The organism is Cupriavidus lacunae (genome assembly GCF_003353055.1).
Classification (GTDB): Bacteria; Pseudomonadota; Gammaproteobacteria; order Burkholderiales; family Burkholderiaceae; genus Cupriavidus; species Cupriavidus lacunae.
This window is the reverse complement of record NZ_QKWJ01000041.1, coordinates 23416-41897: the sequence shown is the minus strand read 5'-3', so window position 1 is coordinate 41897 and position 18482 is coordinate 23416. Positions and strand designations below refer to the sequence as shown.

Below are 18482 nucleotides of genomic sequence, written 5' to 3'. Positions count from 1 at the left end.
TGGCGCGGCGCCACGCTGTCTCCGGTCGTTTTTGTTTTGTCGGACGGAGTGTATGCAGCTTGCCGATATGCTACTAATGAAGAGTTCGGCCGTTGCCATATCGATCCTGGCATCGGTATTAACCCTTATATTTATGCAAGCCCCAGCTACCTCCCCTGCCCCGGACGCCGCGCCGCTCTGGCAAAGCCACGCCCGCCTCAAGACCCGGCAATTGTTGCTGCTGCTGGCGGTCGCCGACGAAGGCAGCATCCATCGCGCCGCCGAGCGCCTGGCGATGACACAGCCCGCCGCATCAAAGCTGCTGCGCGAACTGGAAGAGATGCTGTCGGTGCCGCTGTTCGAGCGCCTGCCGCGCGGCATGGCGCCGACCGATTACGGGCGGGCGATGATCCGGCATGCGCGCGCGGTGATCGGCAGCCTGAACCAGGCGCGTGAAGAGGTGCTGGCGTTGAAGGCCGGGCGGCTCGGCCATGTGGCAATCGGCGCCATCACGTCGCCGGGCGTGCGGCTGCTGCCGCCGGCGATCGCGCAGATCAAGGCGCGTTACCCGGGCCTGCGCGTGTCGGTGGATATCGACAACAGCAACGTGCTGCTCGACCGCCTGGGGCAGGAAAAGCTGGACATGGTCGTGGCGCGGCTGTTTCCCGAACACGACAAGGGGCGGCTGCGCTATGAGCCGCTGTCAGAAGAGCCGGTGTGCGCGGTGGTCAGGCCAGGCCATCCGATGCTGTCGGCGCAGCACCTGTCGCTGGCCGACACCACCGAGGCCGCGTGGCTGATCCCGCCGGCGGGCACGGTGCTGCGCCACCGCTTCGAGCTGATGTTTCAGCGCGCCAGCCTGGCGCCGCCGGTCAATGTGGTGGAGACCGCCGCGCTGCTGTTCCTGACGCGCATGGTGACGCAATCGGACATGATCGCGGTGCTGACCGCCGACGTGGCGCAGTACTACGCGGCGTTCGGCATGGTGGAGATCCTGCCGATGGCGATGCCCTGCCATATGGACGATTTCGGCCTGATCACGCCGACTGACCGGCTGATGTCGCCGGGCGCGCTGCTGGTGGCCGATGCGCTGCGCGAGAGCGGGCAGTCCATCTATGGCGGGCAGGCGCCGGCCTGAATCGGCGCCTGCCGCCTGCTTCAGCCGATGATGTCGAACTGGCTGAAATACTCCTCGTTCAGTTCCAGCCCCAGCCCCGGCAGGTTGTCGTCCAGCTGCAGGTAGCCGTTGTCCGGCGCGGGATCGCCCTTGAAGATGTAGTAGAACAGCTCGTTGCCGACCTCCACGTCGTGCACCGGGAAGTACTCGGCCATCGGCGAAGCGGTGGACGCCATGGTCAGGTGGTAGTTGTGCATCTGCCCGGCGTGGGGGATTACGGGCACCGACCACGCTTCGGCCATGGCGTTGATCTTCTGCGCCGCGGTGATGCCGCCGACGCGGTTGGTGTCGTACTGGATCACATCCACCGCGCGCCGCTCGAGCAGGTCCTTGAAGCCGTGCGAGGTGAACTCGTGCTCGCCGCCGGAGATCGGGAACGGGCTTGCCTTCTTCAGCTCGACATAGCCTTCGATATCGTCGGCGATCACCGGCTCTTCCAGCCAGCGCGGGTTGAATTCCGCCAGGCGCGGCAGCATGCGGCGGGCGTACTCCAGGGTCCAGCCCATGTAGCACTCCAGCATGATGTCGACGCCGTCGCCCACCAGCTCGCGCAGCAGGCGCACCTGCTCGATGTTCTTCTGCATGCCGGCGGGGCCGTCCTTGGGGCCATAGCCGAAGCGCATCTTCATCGCGGTAAAGCCCTGGTCGAGGTAGCCCTGCGCCTCGGCCAGGAAGGCGTCGCGGTCGTCGTTGTTGTAGAGCTTGGAGGCATAGCACCAGATCTTTTCCTTGGTGCGCCCGCCCAGCAGCTTGAACACGGGCTTGCCGACTGCCTTGCCCATCAGGTCCCACAGCGCGATATCCACCGCCGAGATCGCCGCCATGCCGATGCCCTTGCGGCCCCACGCATGGGTGCGGCGGTACATTTTCTGCCACAGGTATTCGTTGTCGAACGGATCCTGGCCGATCACCACCGGCGCCAGGTACTGGTCGACAATCTCCTTGGCCACGCGCGGTGCCAGCGCGCAGTTGCCGATGCCGACCAGGCCGGTATCGGTCTCCACTTCGACCACCATCCAGCCATGGAAGCGGAACGAGCCCATGGCATCGCCGCGCTCAAACAGGATGTCGGTGGCGTTGGTGCAGAAGTGCGCCTGCGGCGGCACGGTCTTGCCCTTCCATTCGAAGACGCGGGCGCGGACGTTGGTGATCTTCATATTCAGCTCCTGATGGCGATGCGTAGGCGCGAACGCTCCCCGGCCGCGCCGGGGGCGGTCATGCTGGTATCGGTGTAGTGAAGGTGGTGGCTAGGCTGCGGCGCGCCGCTGCGCACCCATGCTGCAGGCAATCTGGAACGCCTGCAGCGTGGCGCCCGGATCGGCGCGGCCCTGTTGGGTGATGTCGAATGCGGTGCCGTGCGCGGGCGTGGTGATCGGCACCGGCAGCCCGCCCTGCACCGTCACGCCGCGCGAGAAGCCCATCAGCTTGATGCCGATCTGGCCCTGGTCGTGATACATGGTGACGATGGCATCGAACTGCCGCTGCGACGGCCCGCCCTGCACCTTCAGGAAGATGGTGTCGGCCGGGAACGGACCGTCGGCCGCCACGCCGCGAGCACGCGCCGCGGCCACCGCCGGGGCGATCACGTCGATCTCTTCGCGGCCGAAGGCACCGTTGTCGCCGTTGTGCGGGTTCAGGCCGCACACCGCGATGCGCGGGCGCGCCATGCCGGCGCGGCGCAGGGCCTGGTCGATCAGGTCGATGGCGCCGCCCACGCGTTCCTGCGTGATCATCGCCGGCACGTCCTTGAGCGCCACGTGCGAGGTCACGCGCGAGGTCCACAGTCCGTCCAGCACATTGAACTCGCAGAAGTTGCCGTGGTAGCCAAGCTGCTCGGCAAACCAGTGCAGCTCATCGCTGTGCGCCATGCCGGCGGCGTGCAGCGAGCTCTTGTTCAGCGGCCCGAACAGGATGGCGTCGGCCTGGCCCGCTTGCGCCAGTTCCAGCGCCAGCGCCAGCGTGCCCAGGCTGTAGCGCCCGCCCTCGGCGCTGGCCTGGCCGCGCGCATATGCCGGGCGTTCCGGCAACTGCCAGTGGTACAGGCGCGGCTTGCCGTCATCGGCAAAGGCAGGCGCATCGGTCTCGGCCAGCGCCAGGTCGACGCCTGCGACCTGCATGCCGTGGCGCCATTCGTCGCGGTCGGCGATCAGCAGGATGTCGGCCTGAGCGGCGGTCGCGGGATCGGCCAGCAGCCTGGCGATCAGTTCCGGGCCGATGCCGGCGGGGTCGCCCAGCACCATGGCGATTCTTGGACGGGAATTCATGGGACTTCCGGGTAGTTATTGGTCGAGCTTGACGCCCAGTTCAGCGATCAGCTTGCCATAGCGCACATACTCGGCACGCGAGAAGGCATCGAACTGCACCGCGGTCAGCGTGCCGGGCACCGCGCCGACATCGCCCAGCCGGCGCACCGTGTCAGGGTCCTTGATCACCGTGGCCAGCGCACTGCTCAGCTTCTGCAGCGTCGCGGGCGGCGTGCCGGCCGGCGCATAGACACCGTACCACGCGCTCATCTGGATGCCGGGCACGCCCGCTTCAGCCAGCGTGGGCACGTTCGGCAGCAGCGCCGAGCGCTGGTCCGCGGTCACCGCCAGCGCGCGCAGCTTGCCGGCCTTGATATGGCTGATGACCGACGGCATGGTCTCGAAGCTCATGTCCACCTGCCCGCCCATCAGGTCCACCAGCGCGCTGCTGCTGCTCTTGTACGGTACGTGCAGCAGCTTGCCCTTGACCTGGCGCGCAAAGGCCGCGCCGGCCAGGTGCTGGGTGCTGCCGACCCCGGACGAGCTGTAGCGGAACTTGTCCGGGCTGGCCTGGATCTGCGCCACCAGCGCCTTGACGTCGCGCGCCTGCACCTGGTTGTTGACCACCAGCACATTGGGCACCGACGAGACCAGCGCCACCGGCACCAGGTCCTTGAGCGGATCGAACTGCAGCTTGAGCAGGTGCGGCGCGATCGCCTGCGAAGTGACCACGCCCATCAGCAGCGTATTGCCATCCGGCGCCGCCTTGGCGGTGATGTCCGCGGCAATGGTGTTGGAAGCGCCGGGGCGGTTGTCCACCACCACAGGCTGCTTCAGTTGCGCGGCGAGCTTGTCGGAGACGATACGCGCCATCACGTCGGTGCCGCCGCCGGGCGCCGCGCCCACCATCAGCCGCACCGGCCGCGTGTCCTGGGCCCATGCGGTGCCCGTTGCCGCCGCCGTGGCCAGTCCGGCGAGTGCGCAGGCGATCCATGTCTTCATTGTTGTCTCCGTCGTTTTGCGGTCCGGCTCTGCGGCGCGGATGGCCAGACTATAGGAGCATCAGCGATTCGCCACTACTGACGTTTTTTGAACTGGCGATCACCTGAGGTTATACCTCGGCGGCCGCGTGCTCCGCGGCGCGCGGCCAGGCCCTCAGGATCGCGACCAGCTGCCGCGCCGCCGCGGACAAGGCGCCGCCGCGCCGCGTCACGATGCCGAAGGTCTGCTGCCGCGACTGCAGCTGCACGGGCAGGATGCGCAGCATCTTCTGCCGCACGAACATCGCCGCCACGCCGGTCGGCAGCAGCGACACCAGCCCGGCGTCACCCTGCAGCATGGCCACCGTCACGAGGGCCGATGAGGTCGAGATCGCATTGGCCGGGAAGCTCATGCCGGCCAGGTCGAGTTCGCGCTGCAGCAGCGCATGCATCGGCATATGCCCCGCATAGGTGATCCAGCGATAACCCGCCAGGTCGGCAAACCCCATCGCACGCGCGCGCGGCGCAGGGTGCGAATGGCCTACCACGACGGCGACCTGCTCATCGCCCAGCGGGTGGTAGTGATAGCGGGCCGGTTCATCGCTGACCAGCGAGCGGCCGATCACCAGGTCGAGGTGGCCGTCATCGAGCAGCCCCAGCAGGCGCAGGCTGGTGTCCTCGATGATCTCCAGCGCCAGTTCCGGCTGCGCCTGGCGCAACTGCGCCAGCGCCGGCACCAGCACCTCCGGCACCGCGCCCATGATCACGCCGATGGCCACGTGCCCGCCGCTGCCGGCGCGGATGCCCGCCACCTCCTCGCACATCGCGCCCAGGTCCGCCACCAGTTGCCTTGCATGCCGGATCACGCAGTGGCCAAAGGCATTGGGGCGCATGCCGCGCCTGGAACGCTCGAACAATGGCGCCTCCAGCATGCCTTCCAGCTCCTGCAGCGACTTGCTAGCCGCCGACTGGGTCATCGCCATCGCGGCGGCGGCCTGGTGCAGCGAGGGGTGCTCGTCCAGCGCGATCAGCAGTTGCAACTGCTTCATGCGCAGCCGGCCCGTCAGGGTATCGAGGGTGGATTTCATGACCAGGGCAGTGAGTCGCAAAAGCGATCACCAGATGGAAAGGATTCAATATACAGCCCGCGGGGCGGCTCGTATATTGGCCCGATCCATTCATAAAGCAGCCGGAGGAGACCATGACCCGCCCCCCATCGCCCACCGTCTACCGCGGCGTCTTCCCGGTAGCGCCCACCATCTTCGATGCGCAGGGCGGCCTTGACCTCGACGGCCAGCGCCGTTGCATCGACTTCATGATCGATGCCGGTTCGCACGGCATCTGCATCCTCGCCAACTTCTCCGAACAGTTCGTGCTGAGCGACGACGAGCGCAACGTGCTGATGAAGACCGTGCTGGAGCACGTGGACGGCCGCGTGCCGGTGATCGTCACCACCACGCATTTCAGCTCGCGCCTGTGCGCCGAGCGCAGCCGCGCGGCGCAGGACGCGGGCGCGGCCATGGTGATGGTGATGCCGCCCTACCACGGCGCCACCATCCGTGTGCCCGAGCGCAGCGTCTATGAGTTCTTCGCCACGGTCTCGGATGCCATCGACATCCCCATCATGATCCAGGACGCACCGGTCAGCGGCACCACGCTGAGCGCGCCGTTCCTCGCGCGCATGGCGCGCGAGATCGGCAATGTGTCGTACTTCAAGATCGAAGTGCCGCAGGCCGCGGCCAAGCTGCGCGAACTGATCGCGCTGGGCGGCGACGCCATCGTCGGTCCCTGGGACGGCGAAGAAGCCATCACGCTGATGGCCGACCTGGAAGCGGGCGCCACCGGCGCCATGACCGGCGCGGGCTTCCCTGACGGCATCCGCCAGATCCTCGATGCCTGGCAGGCCGGCGACGCCGAACTGGCCGCGCAGCGCTACCAGCAGTGGCTGCCGCTGATCAACTACGAGAACCGGCAAGGCTGGCTGGCCACCAGCAAGGTGCTGATGCAGGCAGGCGGCGTGATCGCATCCGACGCAGTACGTCACCCGCTGCAGCCGATGCACCCGGCCACCCGCGAAGGGCTGCTGAAGATTGCGCGCCGGCTGGATCCGCTGGTGCTGCGCTGGGCCCGCTGAACTTATCGAAAGGACAAGGCATGACTCTCTCAGGCGAGCTCCTGATCGGCCGCCGCGCGGAACGCGGCACCAACGGCACCATCCACGCCATCGACGCGGCCAGCGGCGCCACGCTCGAACCGGCCTTCGGCGGCGCCACCCCCGCGCAGCTCGACCAGGCCTGCGCACTGGCGTGGCAGGCCTTCGACGCCTACCGCGAGACCACGCCCGAGCGGCGCGCCGATTTCCTCGAGGCCATCGCCGCCAACCTCCTGGCGCTGGGCGATGCCCTGATCGACCGCTGCACCAGCGAATCCGGCCTGCCGCGCGCGCGCATCGAAGGCGAGCGCGGCCGCACCGTTGGGCAGTTGCGCATGTTCGCAAGCCTGCTGCGCAAGGGCGACTTCCTCGAACTGCGCGTCGATCCGGCCCAGCCCGAACGCAAGCCGCTGCCGCGCCCCGACCTGCGTCTGCGCCACATCCCGCTGGGCCCGGTGGCGGTCTTCGGCGCCAGCAATTTCCCGCTGGCCTTCTCGGTGGCCGGCGGCGACACCGCCTCGGCCCTGGCCGCGGGCTGCCCCGTCATCGTCAAGGCACATCCGGCGCACCCGGGTACATCGGAACTGGTCGGCCGCGCCATCCGCCAGGCCGTCGACGACATGGACCTGCCCGAAGGCACCTTCGCCCTGCTGTTCGATGCCGGGCTGGAGGTCGGGCAAGGGCTGGTGGCCGACCCGCGCATCAAGGCAGTCGGCTTCACCGGCTCGCGCGCCGGCGGCATGGCGCTGATGGCGATCGCGGCCGCACGGTCCGAACCGATCCCCGTATTCGCCGAGATGAGCAGCATCAACCCGGTGCTGCTGTTCCCGCACGCACTCGCCAACCGCGCCGAAGCCATCGGCACGGCCTTCGCCGATTCGCTGACGCTGGGCGCGGGGCAGTTCTGCACCAATCCCGGCCTGGTACTGGCGCTTGCGGGGGACGGCCTGGATCGCTTCCTGCAAGCCGCGTCGGCGCGGCTGGGCGCATTGCCCGCGGCGACGATGCTGACACCCGGCATCCGTCGTGCCTATTGCGCCGGGGTCGATACGCTCGCCAGCCATGCGCAAGTGCAGACCGTTGCGCGTGGCATCGCGGGATCGGCTGCGCAGGGACAGGCCGCGCTGTTTGCCACCGACGCCGGTGCCTTCCTGGCCGACGAAGCGCTGCGCCACGAAGTCTTCGGCGCCGCGTCGCTGGTCGTGCGCTGCCGCGACCTCACCGAGATGCGGCGCGTCATCGACGCACTGGAGGGCCAGCTGACCGCCGCGCTCCATATCGACGATGCCGACCACGACGCGGCCCGCACCTTCCTGCCCGCGCTGGAACGCCTGGCGGGACGCATCCTGGTCAATGGCTTCGGCACGGGCGTGGAGGTCGGGCATGCGATGGTGCATGGCGGCCCCTGGCCGGCGACCTCGGATGGCCGCAGCACGTCGGTCGGCAGCCTCGCCATCGCGCGCTTCCTGCGCCCGGTCAGCTACCAGGACATGCCGGCTGGCCTGCTGCCTGCATCGCTGCGTCCGGACAGCCCGCAGCGCCACGCGTGGCGCCTCGACGGCAAGCCGCAAGGCACGCCCGGCTGAGGCTCACCCCGACAACGCCCGCAACGCATCGATCAGCAGGCTCATCGATGCGGTCGGCGGGCGGCCCCGCCGCGTGACGATGCCATAGGGGCCCAGCTTGCGCGGCAGGGGCAGCGGCAACACCGCCAGCGCGCCAAGCCGGCCATAGTAGGCGGCGACCGATTCCGGCAGCACCGCAATCAGCTCGCTGTCCGCCAGCAACGACGTCGTCATCAGCACCGCCGCGGTCTCGATGGTCGACGGCGGCGCCGGCACCCCGGCATCCTCGAAGGAACGATCGATCAGCGCGCGCATCGGGCTGGGGCGAGGCTGCATGATCCACGGGTAGCGCGTCAGTTCCTCGAACGACAGCTTGCGCCGGCGCGCCAGCGGGTGCTGCGGCCCGACCACGATGGCCAGGCCCTCGTCGCCGAGCTGCTCGAACGCCAGCCCGCTGCTGTCCCAGCCATCCGGCACGCGTCCCAGCACGATATCGAGCTGGTCACGCTCAAGCTGCGGCATCAGCACGTCGCTGGTCTCCACATGCACCGCCACCTCCAGCCGCGGATGATCGCGATTGAGCTGGCGGATCACATCGGCAAGCAGCCCCGGCGTGGGCGCCATCACCGCGCCGACCCGCACGCGGCCGATCTTGCCGGACTCCAGCGCCACCAGCTCGTCGCGCAGCCCGCCCATGTCGGCAAACACCAGCCGTGCGTAGCGCGTCGCCGCCAGCCCGAAGCGCGTGGCCCGCAGGCCGCGCGCGTGGCGCTCGAACAGCGGCACGCCGAGCAGGTCTTCCATGTCCTGCAGCATCTTGCTGACCGCGGGCTGCGTCAGCGTCAGCGCCTCGGCGGCCTGGCGCAGCGAACCGCGCTCCTCCACCGCCAGCAGCAGGCGTAGGTGCTGCATCTTCAGGCGGCCGTGGAGGGTGCTGACGGGTGGGATCATGGACTGGGGCGAGGGGCAGAGAAGCGTGAGCGGGCTTGCGCCTGCGATCACAAATTCTTATCGCTTCGCACCGGATGGTCAAGTCGGAGCTATCACCGCATGACCCGTGAGCCCTGGCCTTGGGGTTGCCGCAGCCACGGCGGCGGACATTGGATTACTTCTTCGGCGAGTCCAGCGTGACTTTCGCCGGGGTGATGTCGCCGACATCCTCCCACGCCTTCGTGTCGAAGCGGAATCTGGCGACGGCGCAGGTAGGCATGTCGGTGATCTCGCCCGACAAGCGATGCGCGAGGTCAGTGAACTCGGGGTTGTGACCGAACAGCATCACGCTGCCAAGCTTCTTGTCGAGCGCATGGATGACGGCCAGCAGCGCATCAGCGCTGCTGGCGTACAGCCGGTCATCGATCACGATGTCCTGGTGTTCATAGCCAAGCTCGTCGGCGATCAGCTGTGCCGTGGTCAGTGCGCGCACGGCCGGACTCGACACGATCTGGTCGGGCTTCACCTTGCGGCCGGCCAGGCGCCGGCCCATTTCCGGGGCGTCTTGCCGGCCACGGTCATCCAGGGGGCGCTCACGGTCGGGCAGGGACGGATCATCGCGACTTGACTTGGCATGCCGGACGAGAAACAGGGTCTTCATGGGTCCCTCCTGATCCATCGGGATGGTTGTCGATTTCGCGCATCTGCGAACTGGCAGACCGCGGCTGGTATCGCCGCTTTGCCCCCCGCTTTGCCCGCCCTATAGTGGACTGGGATGGGTGCGATTGCAACGCGCTAAACGTCAAAGCACCATCTGTCGGAGGGCAGCGCCATGCAGGGCAATTCTGATGTTATCGAGGTTGTAATCCCCGCAGGCGGCGTGGATCTGCAAGGCATACTCACGTTACCGCCAGGCGCAGTCGCGTTGGTATTGTTTGCGCACGGCACGGGCAGTTCCCGACATAGCCCGCGTAATCGACATGTGGCCGCAGAGCTCAATCGCTGCGGCATGGCAACGCTGCTGATGGACCTGCTCCTGCCGGAGGAAGACCAGGTGCAGGCCATCCGCTTCGACGTCGAGCTCCTGGCGACACGGCTGGCACAGACGACAAGCTGGGTGGCGCGGCAGCAAGCCGTGCCACAGCGGTTCGGCTACTTCGGCGCCAGCGTTGGTGGCGCCGCGTCGATCCGTGCCGCGTGCCAGTCGCCAATCCCTATACACGCCGTCGTTTCGCGCGGGGGCAGGGTCGACCTGGCGGGTCCCGACGCCCTTGCGAAGCTGCTTGCGCCCACCATGCTGATCATCGGCGGGCTGGATGTGAGCGTCCTTGAACGCAATGAGTCGGCCTATGCCCAGCTGACATGCACCAAGAAACTGGTGATCGTGCCCGGCGCCTCCCATTTGTTCGAGGAGCCCGGCGCACTGGAATCGGTCGCTCGCCTGGCCGCACAGTGGTTTGAGCGTTATCTCGGCAAAGACTCGCCCTGACCAGGGCCTGCAATCTGCCCCTGGCGTCGAAGGTACAATGCCCGGGCCCGGCCTGACGGCCACCCGGGCAATGTCACTTTCGCAAACCTCTCAGGGAACAGGACACCACCCATGCGCGAACCCAGCCGGGCGTTCCTCCTCGGTCCGCTGCTCAAAGGCGTCTCGCGTTCGTTCTACCTCACGCTGCGCGTGCTGCCCGCCCGGATGCGCGATCCGGTCGGCCTGGCCTATCTGCTGGCGCGTGCCGCGGACACGATTGCCGATACCTCGCTGATCCCGCCTGAACGACGGCTGGCGTTGCTGTTGTCATTGCGCGACCAGGTCAACGGTGCGGCGGCCGACGCGGCGCTGGCCGCCAGCATTGCAACAGAGGTGGCGGGCCAGCAGGAACAGTCGGATGAGCGCATCCTGCTTGAATCACTGGGCCCTGCGCTGGCGGTGCTGGCGCAGCTGGACCCCGATGACCGGCAAGCGGTACGGCAGATCGTGTCGACCCTGACCGAAGGCATGGAGTTCGACTTGCGCACCTTCCCCGATGAACGTACGGGCCGCATCGTCGCGCTGCGCGAACCGGAAGAGCTTGACCGTTACACGTACCTGGTCGCCGGATGCGTGGGCGAGTTCTGGACCAGCATGACTGCCGCCCACATGCCTGGCGCGATCGGCGAGCCCGACGCCATGCTGCGCCGCGGGGTTCGCTTCGGCAAGGCCCTGCAGATGACCAATGTCCTGCGCGACTGCGGCAAGGACCTGCGCATCGGCCGCTGCTATCTGCCGGCCACGATGCTGCACCAGCATGGCTTGAGCCCGCAGGACCTGCTGCTGCCCGGCGCCTCGCTGCGCGCGCGCGCCATGATGCGCGAGCTCGTGCGCAAGACGCTCGAGCACTTCCACGAGGCGATGGCCTACACGCTGGCGATCCCGCCGCGCTTCATCCGGCTTCGGCTGGCATGCCTGTGGCCCATCCTGATCGGCATGGAGACCTTGCTGCTGCTGGTGCGCAACGACAACTGGCTGGACTGCGCCCGGGCGTCCAGGGTGCCGCGCAGCCAGGTCTACCGGATCCTTGCGTATTCGCTGCCCATGGTGCTTTCGAACAGTCTGCTGCGCGCCTGGTTTGCGCGCCAGGTGCGCAGCATCGACGCCGTCGTCCGCTGACGCCTGCAGGCCGGTTCAGTGGCCGGTGAACACCGTCAGCACGCCCGTATAGCCGTAGAGGTGATCCCTTGCGATCTCGCCGCCGGCAAAGAAGCCAGCCAGCGGCAGGTCGCCCAGCGCCTGGCGCACGGTCTGGAGTTCGGCGTGCGGCGCGCCGAAATGCGGCCCGCCCCTGCCCGAGCAGCTGATATAGAGCGCGCCACGTGCGCTGCCGCGGCCGCCGTGTTCGATCTCCGTGCGGATTTCGGTGGCGACGCGCACCAGGTCCGCGCGCGCGGCGGCGGCATTGCGCTCGCAGAAGGCCAGCCGCATGCCGGGCGCGACCATGTCGGCCAGCGCCAGCACGCGATGCTGCACATCCAGGCCGATCAGGTGGCGCACCAGCGTATCGGCGCCAAACCTCCCGGGCAGGACCGGGGCATCGTCGGCGGCTGAATTCAGGCCCGCCAGCGTTCCGGAGAGTGCGTCCGCCATGGTCTCCACCGGAGCGTCGCGTTCGACGCCCAGGTCATGCAGGATGCAATCCAGGGCCGGCTTGCCATCCAGCTCGAACAGCAGGTTGTGATCGCTGCGCGTCACGGCGCGCACCGGCCCGATCGGCTGGCAGCCCTGCGTGACGCGGGAAACCAGCTCCACCTCGGGTCCGAACAAGACGCCCGACAACCCGCCGGAGAAGACGCCGTCCGCAATGTGCAAGGTACGGTTGCGTGCGGACGACAAGCCGCCGAACAGGTAGCCAGTGGCCGTGCGCGCGCTCAGCTCGCGCAGCAGCTCCTGCACATCCGGTGTGCTGCCCTCGGCATGCACCAGCGCGGTATGGGGATGGAAGCCGGAAGACGCGGAGGGCAAGGGCTGGCGCCCCGAGAACAGCTGGAAGGACTCGCGCGGAAGCGGCGCCGCCATCAGCACCATGGCGGGCTTGTCGATGTACTCCACGCCGCTGGCCGACACTCCCACGCCGACCGCGCCGACCCACGACACGCCGGGCCAGTTCTGCTGCAACGCGGCAAGTATTGCCTCGGCGGCCAGCGCGTAGTAGTCGCTCAGGTAACACCAGCCAAGCGTGAGCGGCGGCGCGTGATCCAGCCGCGCCTGGCGCAGGAAGTCCTGCGTGTCCAGCTGGCGCTGGCAGTCGGCCAGCGCGACCTGCCATTCGACATGGGCCGCGTCAGCGTGAACGAAGGTCAGGTCATGCATGGCGTTGCTCCCGGTCCGGCCTGGCGACATCCATTGGACCCTGGCCGGGAACGGGTGTTCAGGCAGTTCGCGTTCCCCTGCCCCCAAACCCAATCATTCGGGTGACGCAGGGCGGGGCACCGGGAAGTGCAGCCTCGGATATGCGCGCAACCATGAAAAAAGCCCCTCGGGCAGCAACGCCGAGGGGCTTTCCATGCCGGCACATCGCTGGCGCGACATGCCGTGGCATACGGCAACCTGTCTTCAATCCACCGTAGCGCCCGAAGCCTTCACCACCTTCGCCCACTTGGCCGTTTCCGACTTCATGAACGCCGCCAGCTGGGCCGGCTTTTCCGGATTGGGTTCGGCACCCTGGTCGGCCATCTGCTTCTTCACTTCCGGCATGGCCAGGATCTTCACCAGTTCGGCGTTCAGGCGGTCGACGATGGGCTGCGGCGTGCCGCCCGTGGCGTACAGCGCGAACCACGAGGTGGCTTCATAGCCCGGCACGCCCGATTCAGCCACGGTCGGCACGTTCGGCAGCGCCGGCGAGCGCTTGGCCGAGGTCACGGCGATGGCACGCAGCTTGCCCGCCTTCACGTGCGGGTACGACGACGGCATGTTGTCGAACATCAGGCCGATCTGGTTGCCCAGCAGGTCGTTCACGGCCGGGGCGCTGCCCTTGTACGGGACGTGCTGGATGTGCAGGCCGGTCATCGAGTTGAACAGTTCGCCCGACAGGTGCATCGACGAGCCGCTGCCCGACGACCCGTACGACAGCTTGTCCGGGTTGGCCTTGACGTAGGCGATCAGTTCCTTGACGTTGTTGACCGGCACCTTGGGATTCACCACCACCAGGTTCGGCACCATCGCCACGCGGGAGATCGGCGCGAAGTCCTTGACCGGGTCATACGGCAGCTTGGAATACAGCGACTGGTTGATCGCGTGCGTGCCGATGGTTCCCATGAACAGCGTGTAGCCGTCGCCCGGGGCCTTGGCGGCCAGCGAGGCGCCGATGTTGCCGCCCGCGCCCGGACGGTTGTCGATCACCACCGGCTGGCCGAGCGCCTTGCCCAGCTGCAGGCCGACAATACGGGCCAGGATGTCGGTGGTGCCGCCGGCCGAGAACGGCACGATCAGGGTGATCGGCTTGGTTGGGTAGCCGCCCTGCGCTTGGGCCGCACCGGCAAAGCCGGCGATGGTGGTGGCCAGCGCCACGCCAGCGGCAAGCAGGCGGCGGCGCGTGGTGGAGGTCTGGGAATCTTGTCTCATCGGTAATGCTCCGGTGTAGATCGTTCCGGCGGTGATTGGGTACCGCGGGAGATTGTGCTGAATGGCGTGATTGCCGTTCCCGAACAGATGGTGCGCACATGCGCGCATCCGGTGGGCGGCCCGCCCACGGGCCGCCATGCGTGACGCTTGATTAACGTCTCTTCTTCTTGAATGCTTAAATGCTGGGGTGCCTTTACACCGGCGCAACGCCCAGCGTGGTGCCGCCGCACACGTACAGCACCTGGCCGGTGACAAAGCCGTTGTCGGGCGACAGGAAGAACAGCGCGGCGCGCGCCACGTCCTCCGGCGTGCCCATGCGCTTGACGGTAATGCTGGCCAGGATGCGCCTGGTCTGTTCGGCGCCTTCGGGATTGCTCTTGCGGAAGAGTTCGGTGGCGATCGGGCCCGGGGCCACGGCGTTGACGGTGACGCCGTCGCCGCCCAGCTCCATCGCCAGCGTGCGGGTCATGCCGATCAGGCCGGCCTTGGTGGCCGAGTACACCACGCGCTCGGCCTTGCCCAGCGCGGCGCGCGAGGCCATGTTGACGATGCGGCCGAAACCGGCGGCGCGCATCGCGGGCAGGCATGCCTGCGTCAGCAACAGGGTGGCCTGCAGGTGCAGGCCGGTCACGTAGTCCAGGTCGGCGACGGTCGCCGTGTCGGCGGTGCCGGGGCGCGTGGCGCCGGCATTGTTCACCAGGCGCGTGACGGCGAAGCGCGAGGTCACCTGCGCGGCCACGGCGCGGGTCGCCTCGGCATCGGTCAGGTCGGCCTGGAAGAAGGTCATGTTCGGGTGCGACCAGGCCGGCTCGGCGTAGTCGACATTGACCACCTGGGTCACGCCATCGGCCAGCAGCATTTCACAAATGGCGCGGCCGATACCGGAACTGGCGCCGGTCACGAGCGTGGCTACGGGAAGGGACATCTTTGACTCACTTTCAAGACTACTGCTGACTGGCTCCCTCTCCCGCAAGCGGGAGAGGGAGCCAGTCAGCGTTCGATCGGCTTAACTCAAACCCGCTCGATCACCATCGCAATACCCTGGCCCACGCCGATGCACATCGTGCACAGCGCGAAGCGGCCGCCGGTGCGGTGCAGCTGGTACATCGCGGTGGTAACCAGGCGCGCGCCGCTCATGCCCAGCGGGTGGCCCAGCGCGATTGCGCCGCCGTTCGGGTTGACACGCTTGTCGTCATCGGCCACGCCGAGCTCGCGCAGCACGGCCAGTCCTTGCGCGGCGAACGCTTCATTCAGCTCGATCACGTCGATCTGGTCCATGGTCATGCCCAGCTGCCTGAGCAGCTTCTGCGACGCCGGTGCCGGGCCGATGCCCATCACGCGCGGCGCCACGCCGGCGGTGGCCATGCCGACGATGCGGGCGCGCGGGGTCAGGCCGTGCTGCTTGAGGCCGGCTTCGCTGGCCAGCAGCAGCGCGCAGGCGCCGTCGTTCACGCCCGAGGCATTGCCGGCGGTCACGGAGCCGTCAGGACGGACCACGCCGCGCAGCTTGGCCAGCGCTTCCATGCTGGTGGCGCGCGGGTGCTCGTCGCGCTCGACCACGATCGGGTCGCCCTTCTTCTGGGCGATGGTGACCGGGGTGATTTCCTGCGCCAGCGTGCCGTCGGCCTGTGCGCGCGATGCCTTTTCCTGGCTGCGCAGCGCCATCAGGTCCTGGTCTTCGCGGCTGATCTTGTAATCGGTGGCGACGTTCTCGGCGGTCTCGGGCATCGAGTCCACGCCGTAGGCCGCGCGCATGGCCGGATTGATGAAGCGCCAGCCGATGGTGGTGTCGAAGATCTGCGCATCGCGCGAGAACGCGCTGGTGGCCTTGCCCATCACGAACGGGGCGCGGCTCATGCTTTCCACGCCGCCGGCGATCATCAGGGTGGCTTCGCCGGCCTTGATGGCGCGCGCGGCGGTGCCGGTAGCGTCCATGCCCGAGCCGCACAGACGGTTGATGGTGGCGCCCGGCACTTCCTGCGGCAGGCCGGCCAGCAGCGCCGACATGCGCGCCACGTTGCGGTTGTCTTCGCCGGCCTGGTTGGCGTTGCCGTAGATCACGTCATCGATGGCCTTCCAGTCCAGGTTCGGATTGCGGGCCATCAGCGCCTTCAGCGGCACCGCACCGAGGTCGTCCGGGCGCACCGCGGACAGGCTGCCGCCGTAGCGGCCGATGGGAGTGCGGATGGCGTCGCAGATAAAGGCTTCGGTCATGGTGTGTCTCTCTCGTCTTGGTGTGTGTCGTCGCGGGCACTGGCCCGGCTTATGCAGCCTGCTTGAGCGGAACCCCGGTCAGGCGCTGCAGCTCGTCAAAGCTCAGCCCCTCGACCAGGTCGCGTGCGACCAGCCCGTCGGCGGTCACGTCGATGGTCGCAAGGTCAGTGTAGATGCGGGTCACGCAGCCGATGCCGGTGAGCGGATAGGTGCACTGCGGCACGATCTTGCTCTCGCCCTGCTTGGTCTGGTGTTCCATCATCACGAACACCTGCTTGGCGCCGATGGCCAGGTCCATCGCGCCGCCCACGGCGGGGATGGCGCCGGGCGCGCCGGTGTGCCAGTTGGCCAGGTCGCCCTTCTCGGAGACCTGGAACGCACCCAGCACGCAGAAGTCGAGGTGGCCGCCGCGCATCATCGCGAACGAATCGGCGTGATGGAAATACGAGGCGCCCGGCTTGATCGTCACCGGCTGCTTGCCGGCGTTGATCAGGTCGCCGTCTTCCTCGCCGGGCGCGGGCGCGGGGCCCATGCCGAGCAGGCCGTTCTCACTGTGCAGCAGGATTTCCCTGCCTGCGGGCAGGTGGTTGCCAACCAGGGTCGGCAGGCCGATACCGAGGTTGACCACGGCACCGTCGGGAATGTCTTTGGCCACGCGGGCGGCCATCTGATCGCGGGTCAGGCGTTGCATCTGGATTCTCCTGTTACCTGTCGCTCAGGCGACCTTGACGACGCGCTTGACGAAGAGGCCCGGCGTCACGATGTGTTCGGGGTCCATCTCGCCCAGCGCCACCACGTGGCTCACTTGCACGATGGCGCATTTGGCGGCCATCGCCATGATCGGGCCGAAGTTGCGCGCGGTCTTGCGGTAGGTGAGGTTGCCCCAGCGGTCGGCGGTGTCGGCCTTGATCAGCGCAAAGTCGGCGTGGATCGGGGTTTCGAACACATAGCCCTGGCCGTCGATGATGCGCGTTTCCTTGCCTTCGGCCAGCGGCGTGCCGTATGCGGTGCGGGTGAAGAAGCCGCCGATGCCGGCGCCGGCGGCGCGGATGCGCTCGGCCAGGTTGCCCTGCGGCACCAGTTCCAGCTCGATCTCGCCCGCGTGGTAGAGCGAATCGAACACGTAGGAATCCGACTGGCGCGGGAACGAGCAGATGATCTTGCGCACGCGCTTGGTCTTGAGCAGCGCGGCCAGCCCGGTGTCGCCGTTGCCGGCGTTGTTGTTGACGATCGTCAGGTCGCGCGCGCCTTGCGCGATCAGGGCGTCGATCAGTTCCGCGGGCATGCCTGCCATGCCGAAACCGCCGATCAGGATGGTGGCGCCGTCGTGGATGCCGGCGACCGCCGCTTCCACCGTGTCGTATAGCTTATTGATCACTTGCGTTCCAGGTCGGAAGATCCGCCAGGCTACCGGAGCGGGCCGCAAGACGCGGCGCATGAAAGGCTGTCTCCGGTAATCCTGCCGGAAGGATGTTCGTCGCGGCGGGCAGCGCGGGCGCCACCCTTGTGAACGAGTCCAGCAGTCTGCGTGTGGTCTGCTTCTGTGACTATGGACCAGATGTTCGTTAACCGGAACCATCGAAACAACCGATGTGTTCGATATACGAACTTGAATTCGCAGAATGAACAGAGTACACCTGCGCCTCGACGACGGTCAAGCCGACCGGGCAGTCGGCAAATCAGATTGTGCGATAAGCGCGCATGGGTGGCGGGCACGGTAGGTCGGGGCCGACATCACAATCGGCTCGCACTCGATATGGCCCGGGGGCCGCGCGGGCTATTGTGGAATCAGACAAGGCAAGCCCGCACAGCAGCCACCGGACCACCCGGCTGAGCAGGCAGCCTGGCAACAAACAAGAACGAGGAGCCCTTCATGGCCACCGCCCACGTCCTGTTTTCATCCACACCCCATGCAGCGGCGCTTGCGCGCATTCTGCATGTCACGCGGCAGGCGTGGGGAGTGGACCCATACAAGGATCGACTGCAATCCCCCGCGCCTGCCCCGGCAGGCGCCGACATGCAATCCCGCACGCCTGCGCTGTCACGCCGTGCGCGCCTGACCCGGGCAGCCGCCCGCGCCTTTGAGGCACAGGTGATGGCGATTCGTTGCCAGCAGGTATTCGTCTGCTGACGGGAGGCTGCCCTCG

General features: G+C 67.7%; 18 protein-coding genes. 6 read left to right on the top strand and 12 right to left on the bottom strand.

Annotated features, from left to right (window positions below):
• The first annotated feature begins 133 nt into the window (after positions 1-133).
• Positions 134-1117 carry a LysR substrate-binding domain-containing protein gene (locus DN412_RS26070; RefSeq protein ID WP_115214230.1) on the top strand — a complete coding sequence of 328 codons (984 nt, stop codon included), beginning with the start codon at positions 134-136 and terminating at the stop codon, positions 1115-1117.
• 20 nt (positions 1118-1137) lie between these two features.
• On the opposite strand, the gene DN412_RS26065 is transcribed toward DN412_RS26070, so the two are convergent.
• The 4 genes from DN412_RS26065 to DN412_RS26050 all read right to left on the bottom strand — a co-directional run bounded on the left by DN412_RS26065 (position 1138) and on the right by DN412_RS26050 (position 5467).
• Positions 1138-2313, bottom strand: a complete 1176-nt coding sequence (locus DN412_RS26065; RefSeq protein WP_115214229.1) for an L-rhamnonate dehydratase — start codon at positions 2311-2313, stop codon at positions 1138-1140.
• A 90-nt stretch (positions 2314-2403) separates the two neighbouring features.
• Complete coding sequence (locus DN412_RS26060; protein ID WP_115214228.1) at positions 2404-3420, bottom strand: 4-hydroxythreonine-4-phosphate dehydrogenase PdxA; 1017 nt, start codon at positions 3418-3420, stop codon at positions 2404-2406.
• A gap of 15 nt (positions 3421-3435) precedes the next feature.
• Entirely contained in the window at positions 3436-4401 is a 966-nt protein-coding gene (locus DN412_RS26055) for a Bug family tripartite tricarboxylate transporter substrate binding protein (protein WP_115214227.1), read from the bottom strand.
• 109 nt (positions 4402-4510) lie between these two features.
• Positions 4511-5467, bottom strand: coding sequence for a LysR substrate-binding domain-containing protein (locus DN412_RS26050; RefSeq protein WP_115214226.1), 957 nt, complete (start codon positions 5465-5467; stop codon positions 4511-4513).
• A 113-nt stretch (positions 5468-5580) separates the two neighbouring features.
• Here DN412_RS26050 and DN412_RS26045 point away from each other — a divergent pair, with 113 nt between their 5' ends.
• Together DN412_RS26045 and DN412_RS26040 are read left to right on the top strand one after the other, a co-directional pair.
• Entirely contained in the window at positions 5581-6513 is a 933-nt protein-coding gene (locus DN412_RS26045; RefSeq protein ID WP_115214225.1) for a dihydrodipicolinate synthase family protein, read from the top strand.
• Between the two features lie 20 nt (positions 6514-6533).
• Positions 6534-8117: an aldehyde dehydrogenase (NADP(+)) gene (locus DN412_RS26040; protein ID WP_115214224.1), complete on the top strand. Its 1584-nt coding sequence runs from the start codon at positions 6534-6536 to the stop codon at positions 8115-8117.
• Between the two features lie 3 nt (positions 8118-8120).
• Here DN412_RS26040 and DN412_RS26035 read toward each other — a convergent pair whose 3' ends face one another.
• Both DN412_RS26035 and DN412_RS26030 read right to left on the bottom strand, forming a co-directional pair.
• Positions 8121-9047 carry a LysR family transcriptional regulator gene (locus DN412_RS26035; RefSeq protein ID WP_115214223.1) on the bottom strand — a complete coding sequence of 309 codons (927 nt, stop codon included), beginning with the start codon at positions 9045-9047 and terminating at the stop codon, positions 8121-8123.
• A gap of 154 nt (positions 9048-9201) precedes the next feature.
• Positions 9202-9687 carry a SixA phosphatase family protein gene (locus DN412_RS26030; RefSeq protein ID WP_115214222.1) on the bottom strand — a complete coding sequence of 162 codons (486 nt, stop codon included), beginning with the start codon at positions 9685-9687 and terminating at the stop codon, positions 9202-9204.
• 171 nt (positions 9688-9858) lie between these two features.
• Here DN412_RS26030 and DN412_RS26025 point away from each other — a divergent pair, with 171 nt between their 5' ends.
• Positions 9859-10515 (top strand): dienelactone hydrolase family protein, encoded by a 657-nt coding sequence (locus DN412_RS26025; protein WP_115214221.1) that lies wholly within the window; start codon positions 9859-9861, stop codon positions 10513-10515.
• Positions 10516-10626: 111 nt separating this feature from the next.
• Positions 10627-11673: a phytoene/squalene synthase family protein gene (locus DN412_RS26020; protein ID WP_115214220.1), complete on the top strand. Its 1047-nt coding sequence runs from the start codon at positions 10627-10629 to the stop codon at positions 11671-11673.
• 15 nt (positions 11674-11688) lie between these two features.
• Here the strand turns inward: DN412_RS26020 and DN412_RS26015 are convergent, their stop codons facing one another.
• The 6 genes from DN412_RS26015 to DN412_RS25990 all read right to left on the bottom strand — a co-directional run bounded on the left by DN412_RS26015 (position 11689) and on the right by DN412_RS25990 (position 17713).
• Entirely contained in the window at positions 11689-12870 is a 1182-nt protein-coding gene (locus DN412_RS26015; RefSeq protein WP_115214219.1) for an FIST signal transduction protein, read from the bottom strand.
• Between the two features lie 243 nt (positions 12871-13113).
• Positions 13114-14121 carry a Bug family tripartite tricarboxylate transporter substrate binding protein gene (locus tag DN412_RS26010; RefSeq protein WP_115214218.1) on the bottom strand — a complete coding sequence of 336 codons (1008 nt, stop codon included), beginning with the start codon at positions 14119-14121 and terminating at the stop codon, positions 13114-13116.
• Positions 14122-14314: 193 nt separating this feature from the next.
• A complete protein-coding gene (locus DN412_RS26005) occupies positions 14315-15046 on the bottom strand; it encodes an SDR family NAD(P)-dependent oxidoreductase (protein ID WP_078198831.1) in 732 nt (243 codons plus the stop codon).
• Between the two features lie 86 nt (positions 15047-15132).
• Positions 15133-16335: a 3-oxoadipyl-CoA thiolase gene (pcaF, locus tag DN412_RS26000; RefSeq protein ID WP_115214217.1), complete on the bottom strand. Its 1203-nt coding sequence runs from the start codon at positions 16333-16335 to the stop codon at positions 15133-15135.
• Positions 16336-16384: 49 nt separating this feature from the next.
• The gene (locus DN412_RS25995; RefSeq protein WP_115214216.1) at positions 16385-17026 is read right to left on the bottom strand and encodes a CoA transferase subunit B; all 642 of its coding nucleotides are present in this window, start codon (positions 17024-17026) and stop codon (positions 16385-16387) included.
• Positions 17027-17050: 24 nt separating this feature from the next.
• Positions 17051-17713: a 3-oxoacid CoA-transferase subunit A gene (locus DN412_RS25990; protein ID WP_208647659.1), complete on the bottom strand. Its 663-nt coding sequence runs from the start codon at positions 17711-17713 to the stop codon at positions 17051-17053.
• 495 nt (positions 17714-18208) lie between these two features.
• On the opposite strand from DN412_RS25990, the gene DN412_RS25985 reads away from it, so the two are divergent.
• Positions 18209-18466 carry a hypothetical protein gene (locus DN412_RS25985; RefSeq protein WP_115214214.1) on the top strand — a complete coding sequence of 86 codons (258 nt, stop codon included), beginning with the start codon at positions 18209-18211 and terminating at the stop codon, positions 18464-18466.
• The last annotated feature ends 16 nt before the right edge of the window (positions 18467-18482 follow it).

What these genes read in the sequence shown, in the direction of transcription:
- DN412_RS26005 (WP_078198831.1), bottom strand. Translation starts at nt 15,046, where the DNA reads ATGTCCCTTCCCGTAGCCACGCTCGTGACCGGCGCCAGTTCCGGTATC.
- DN412_RS26015 (WP_115214219.1), bottom strand. Translation starts at nt 12,870, where the DNA reads ATGCATGACCTGACCTTCGTTCACGCTGACGCGGCCCATGTCGAATGG.
- DN412_RS26030 (WP_115214222.1), bottom strand. Translation starts at nt 9,687, where the DNA reads ATGAAGACCCTGTTTCTCGTCCGGCATGCCAAGTCAAGTCGCGATGAT.
- DN412_RS26040 (WP_115214224.1), top strand. Translation starts at nt 6,534, where the DNA reads ATGACTCTCTCAGGCGAGCTCCTGATCGGCCGCCGCGCGGAACGCGGC.
- DN412_RS26020 (WP_115214220.1), top strand. Translation starts at nt 10,627, where the DNA reads ATGCGCGAACCCAGCCGGGCGTTCCTCCTCGGTCCGCTGCTCAAAGGC.
- DN412_RS26070 (WP_115214230.1), top strand. Translation starts at nt 134, where the DNA reads ATGCAAGCCCCAGCTACCTCCCCTGCCCCGGACGCCGCGCCGCTCTGG.
- DN412_RS26050 (WP_115214226.1), bottom strand. Translation starts at nt 5,467, where the DNA reads ATGAAATCCACCCTCGATACCCTGACGGGCCGGCTGCGCATGAAGCAG.
- DN412_RS26010 (WP_115214218.1), bottom strand. Translation starts at nt 14,121, where the DNA reads ATGAGACAAGATTCCCAGACCTCCACCACGCGCCGCCGCCTGCTTGCC.
- DN412_RS26045 (WP_115214225.1), top strand. Translation starts at nt 5,581, where the DNA reads ATGACCCGCCCCCCATCGCCCACCGTCTACCGCGGCGTCTTCCCGGTA.
- DN412_RS25985 (WP_115214214.1), top strand. Translation starts at nt 18,209, where the DNA reads ATGGCCACCGCCCACGTCCTGTTTTCATCCACACCCCATGCAGCGGCG.
- DN412_RS26055 (WP_115214227.1), bottom strand. Translation starts at nt 4,401, where the DNA reads ATGAAGACATGGATCGCCTGCGCACTCGCCGGACTGGCCACGGCGGCG.
- DN412_RS25995 (WP_115214216.1), bottom strand. Translation starts at nt 17,026, where the DNA reads ATGCAACGCCTGACCCGCGATCAGATGGCCGCCCGCGTGGCCAAAGAC.
- pcaF (WP_115214217.1), bottom strand. Translation starts at nt 16,335, where the DNA reads ATGACCGAAGCCTTTATCTGCGACGCCATCCGCACTCCCATCGGCCGC.
- DN412_RS26035 (WP_115214223.1), bottom strand. Translation starts at nt 9,047, where the DNA reads ATGATCCCACCCGTCAGCACCCTCCACGGCCGCCTGAAGATGCAGCAC.
- DN412_RS26060 (WP_115214228.1), bottom strand. Translation starts at nt 3,420, where the DNA reads ATGAATTCCCGTCCAAGAATCGCCATGGTGCTGGGCGACCCCGCCGGC.
- DN412_RS26025 (WP_115214221.1), top strand. Translation starts at nt 9,859, where the DNA reads ATGCAGGGCAATTCTGATGTTATCGAGGTTGTAATCCCCGCAGGCGGC.
- DN412_RS26065 (WP_115214229.1), bottom strand. Translation starts at nt 2,313, where the DNA reads ATGAAGATCACCAACGTCCGCGCCCGCGTCTTCGAATGGAAGGGCAAG.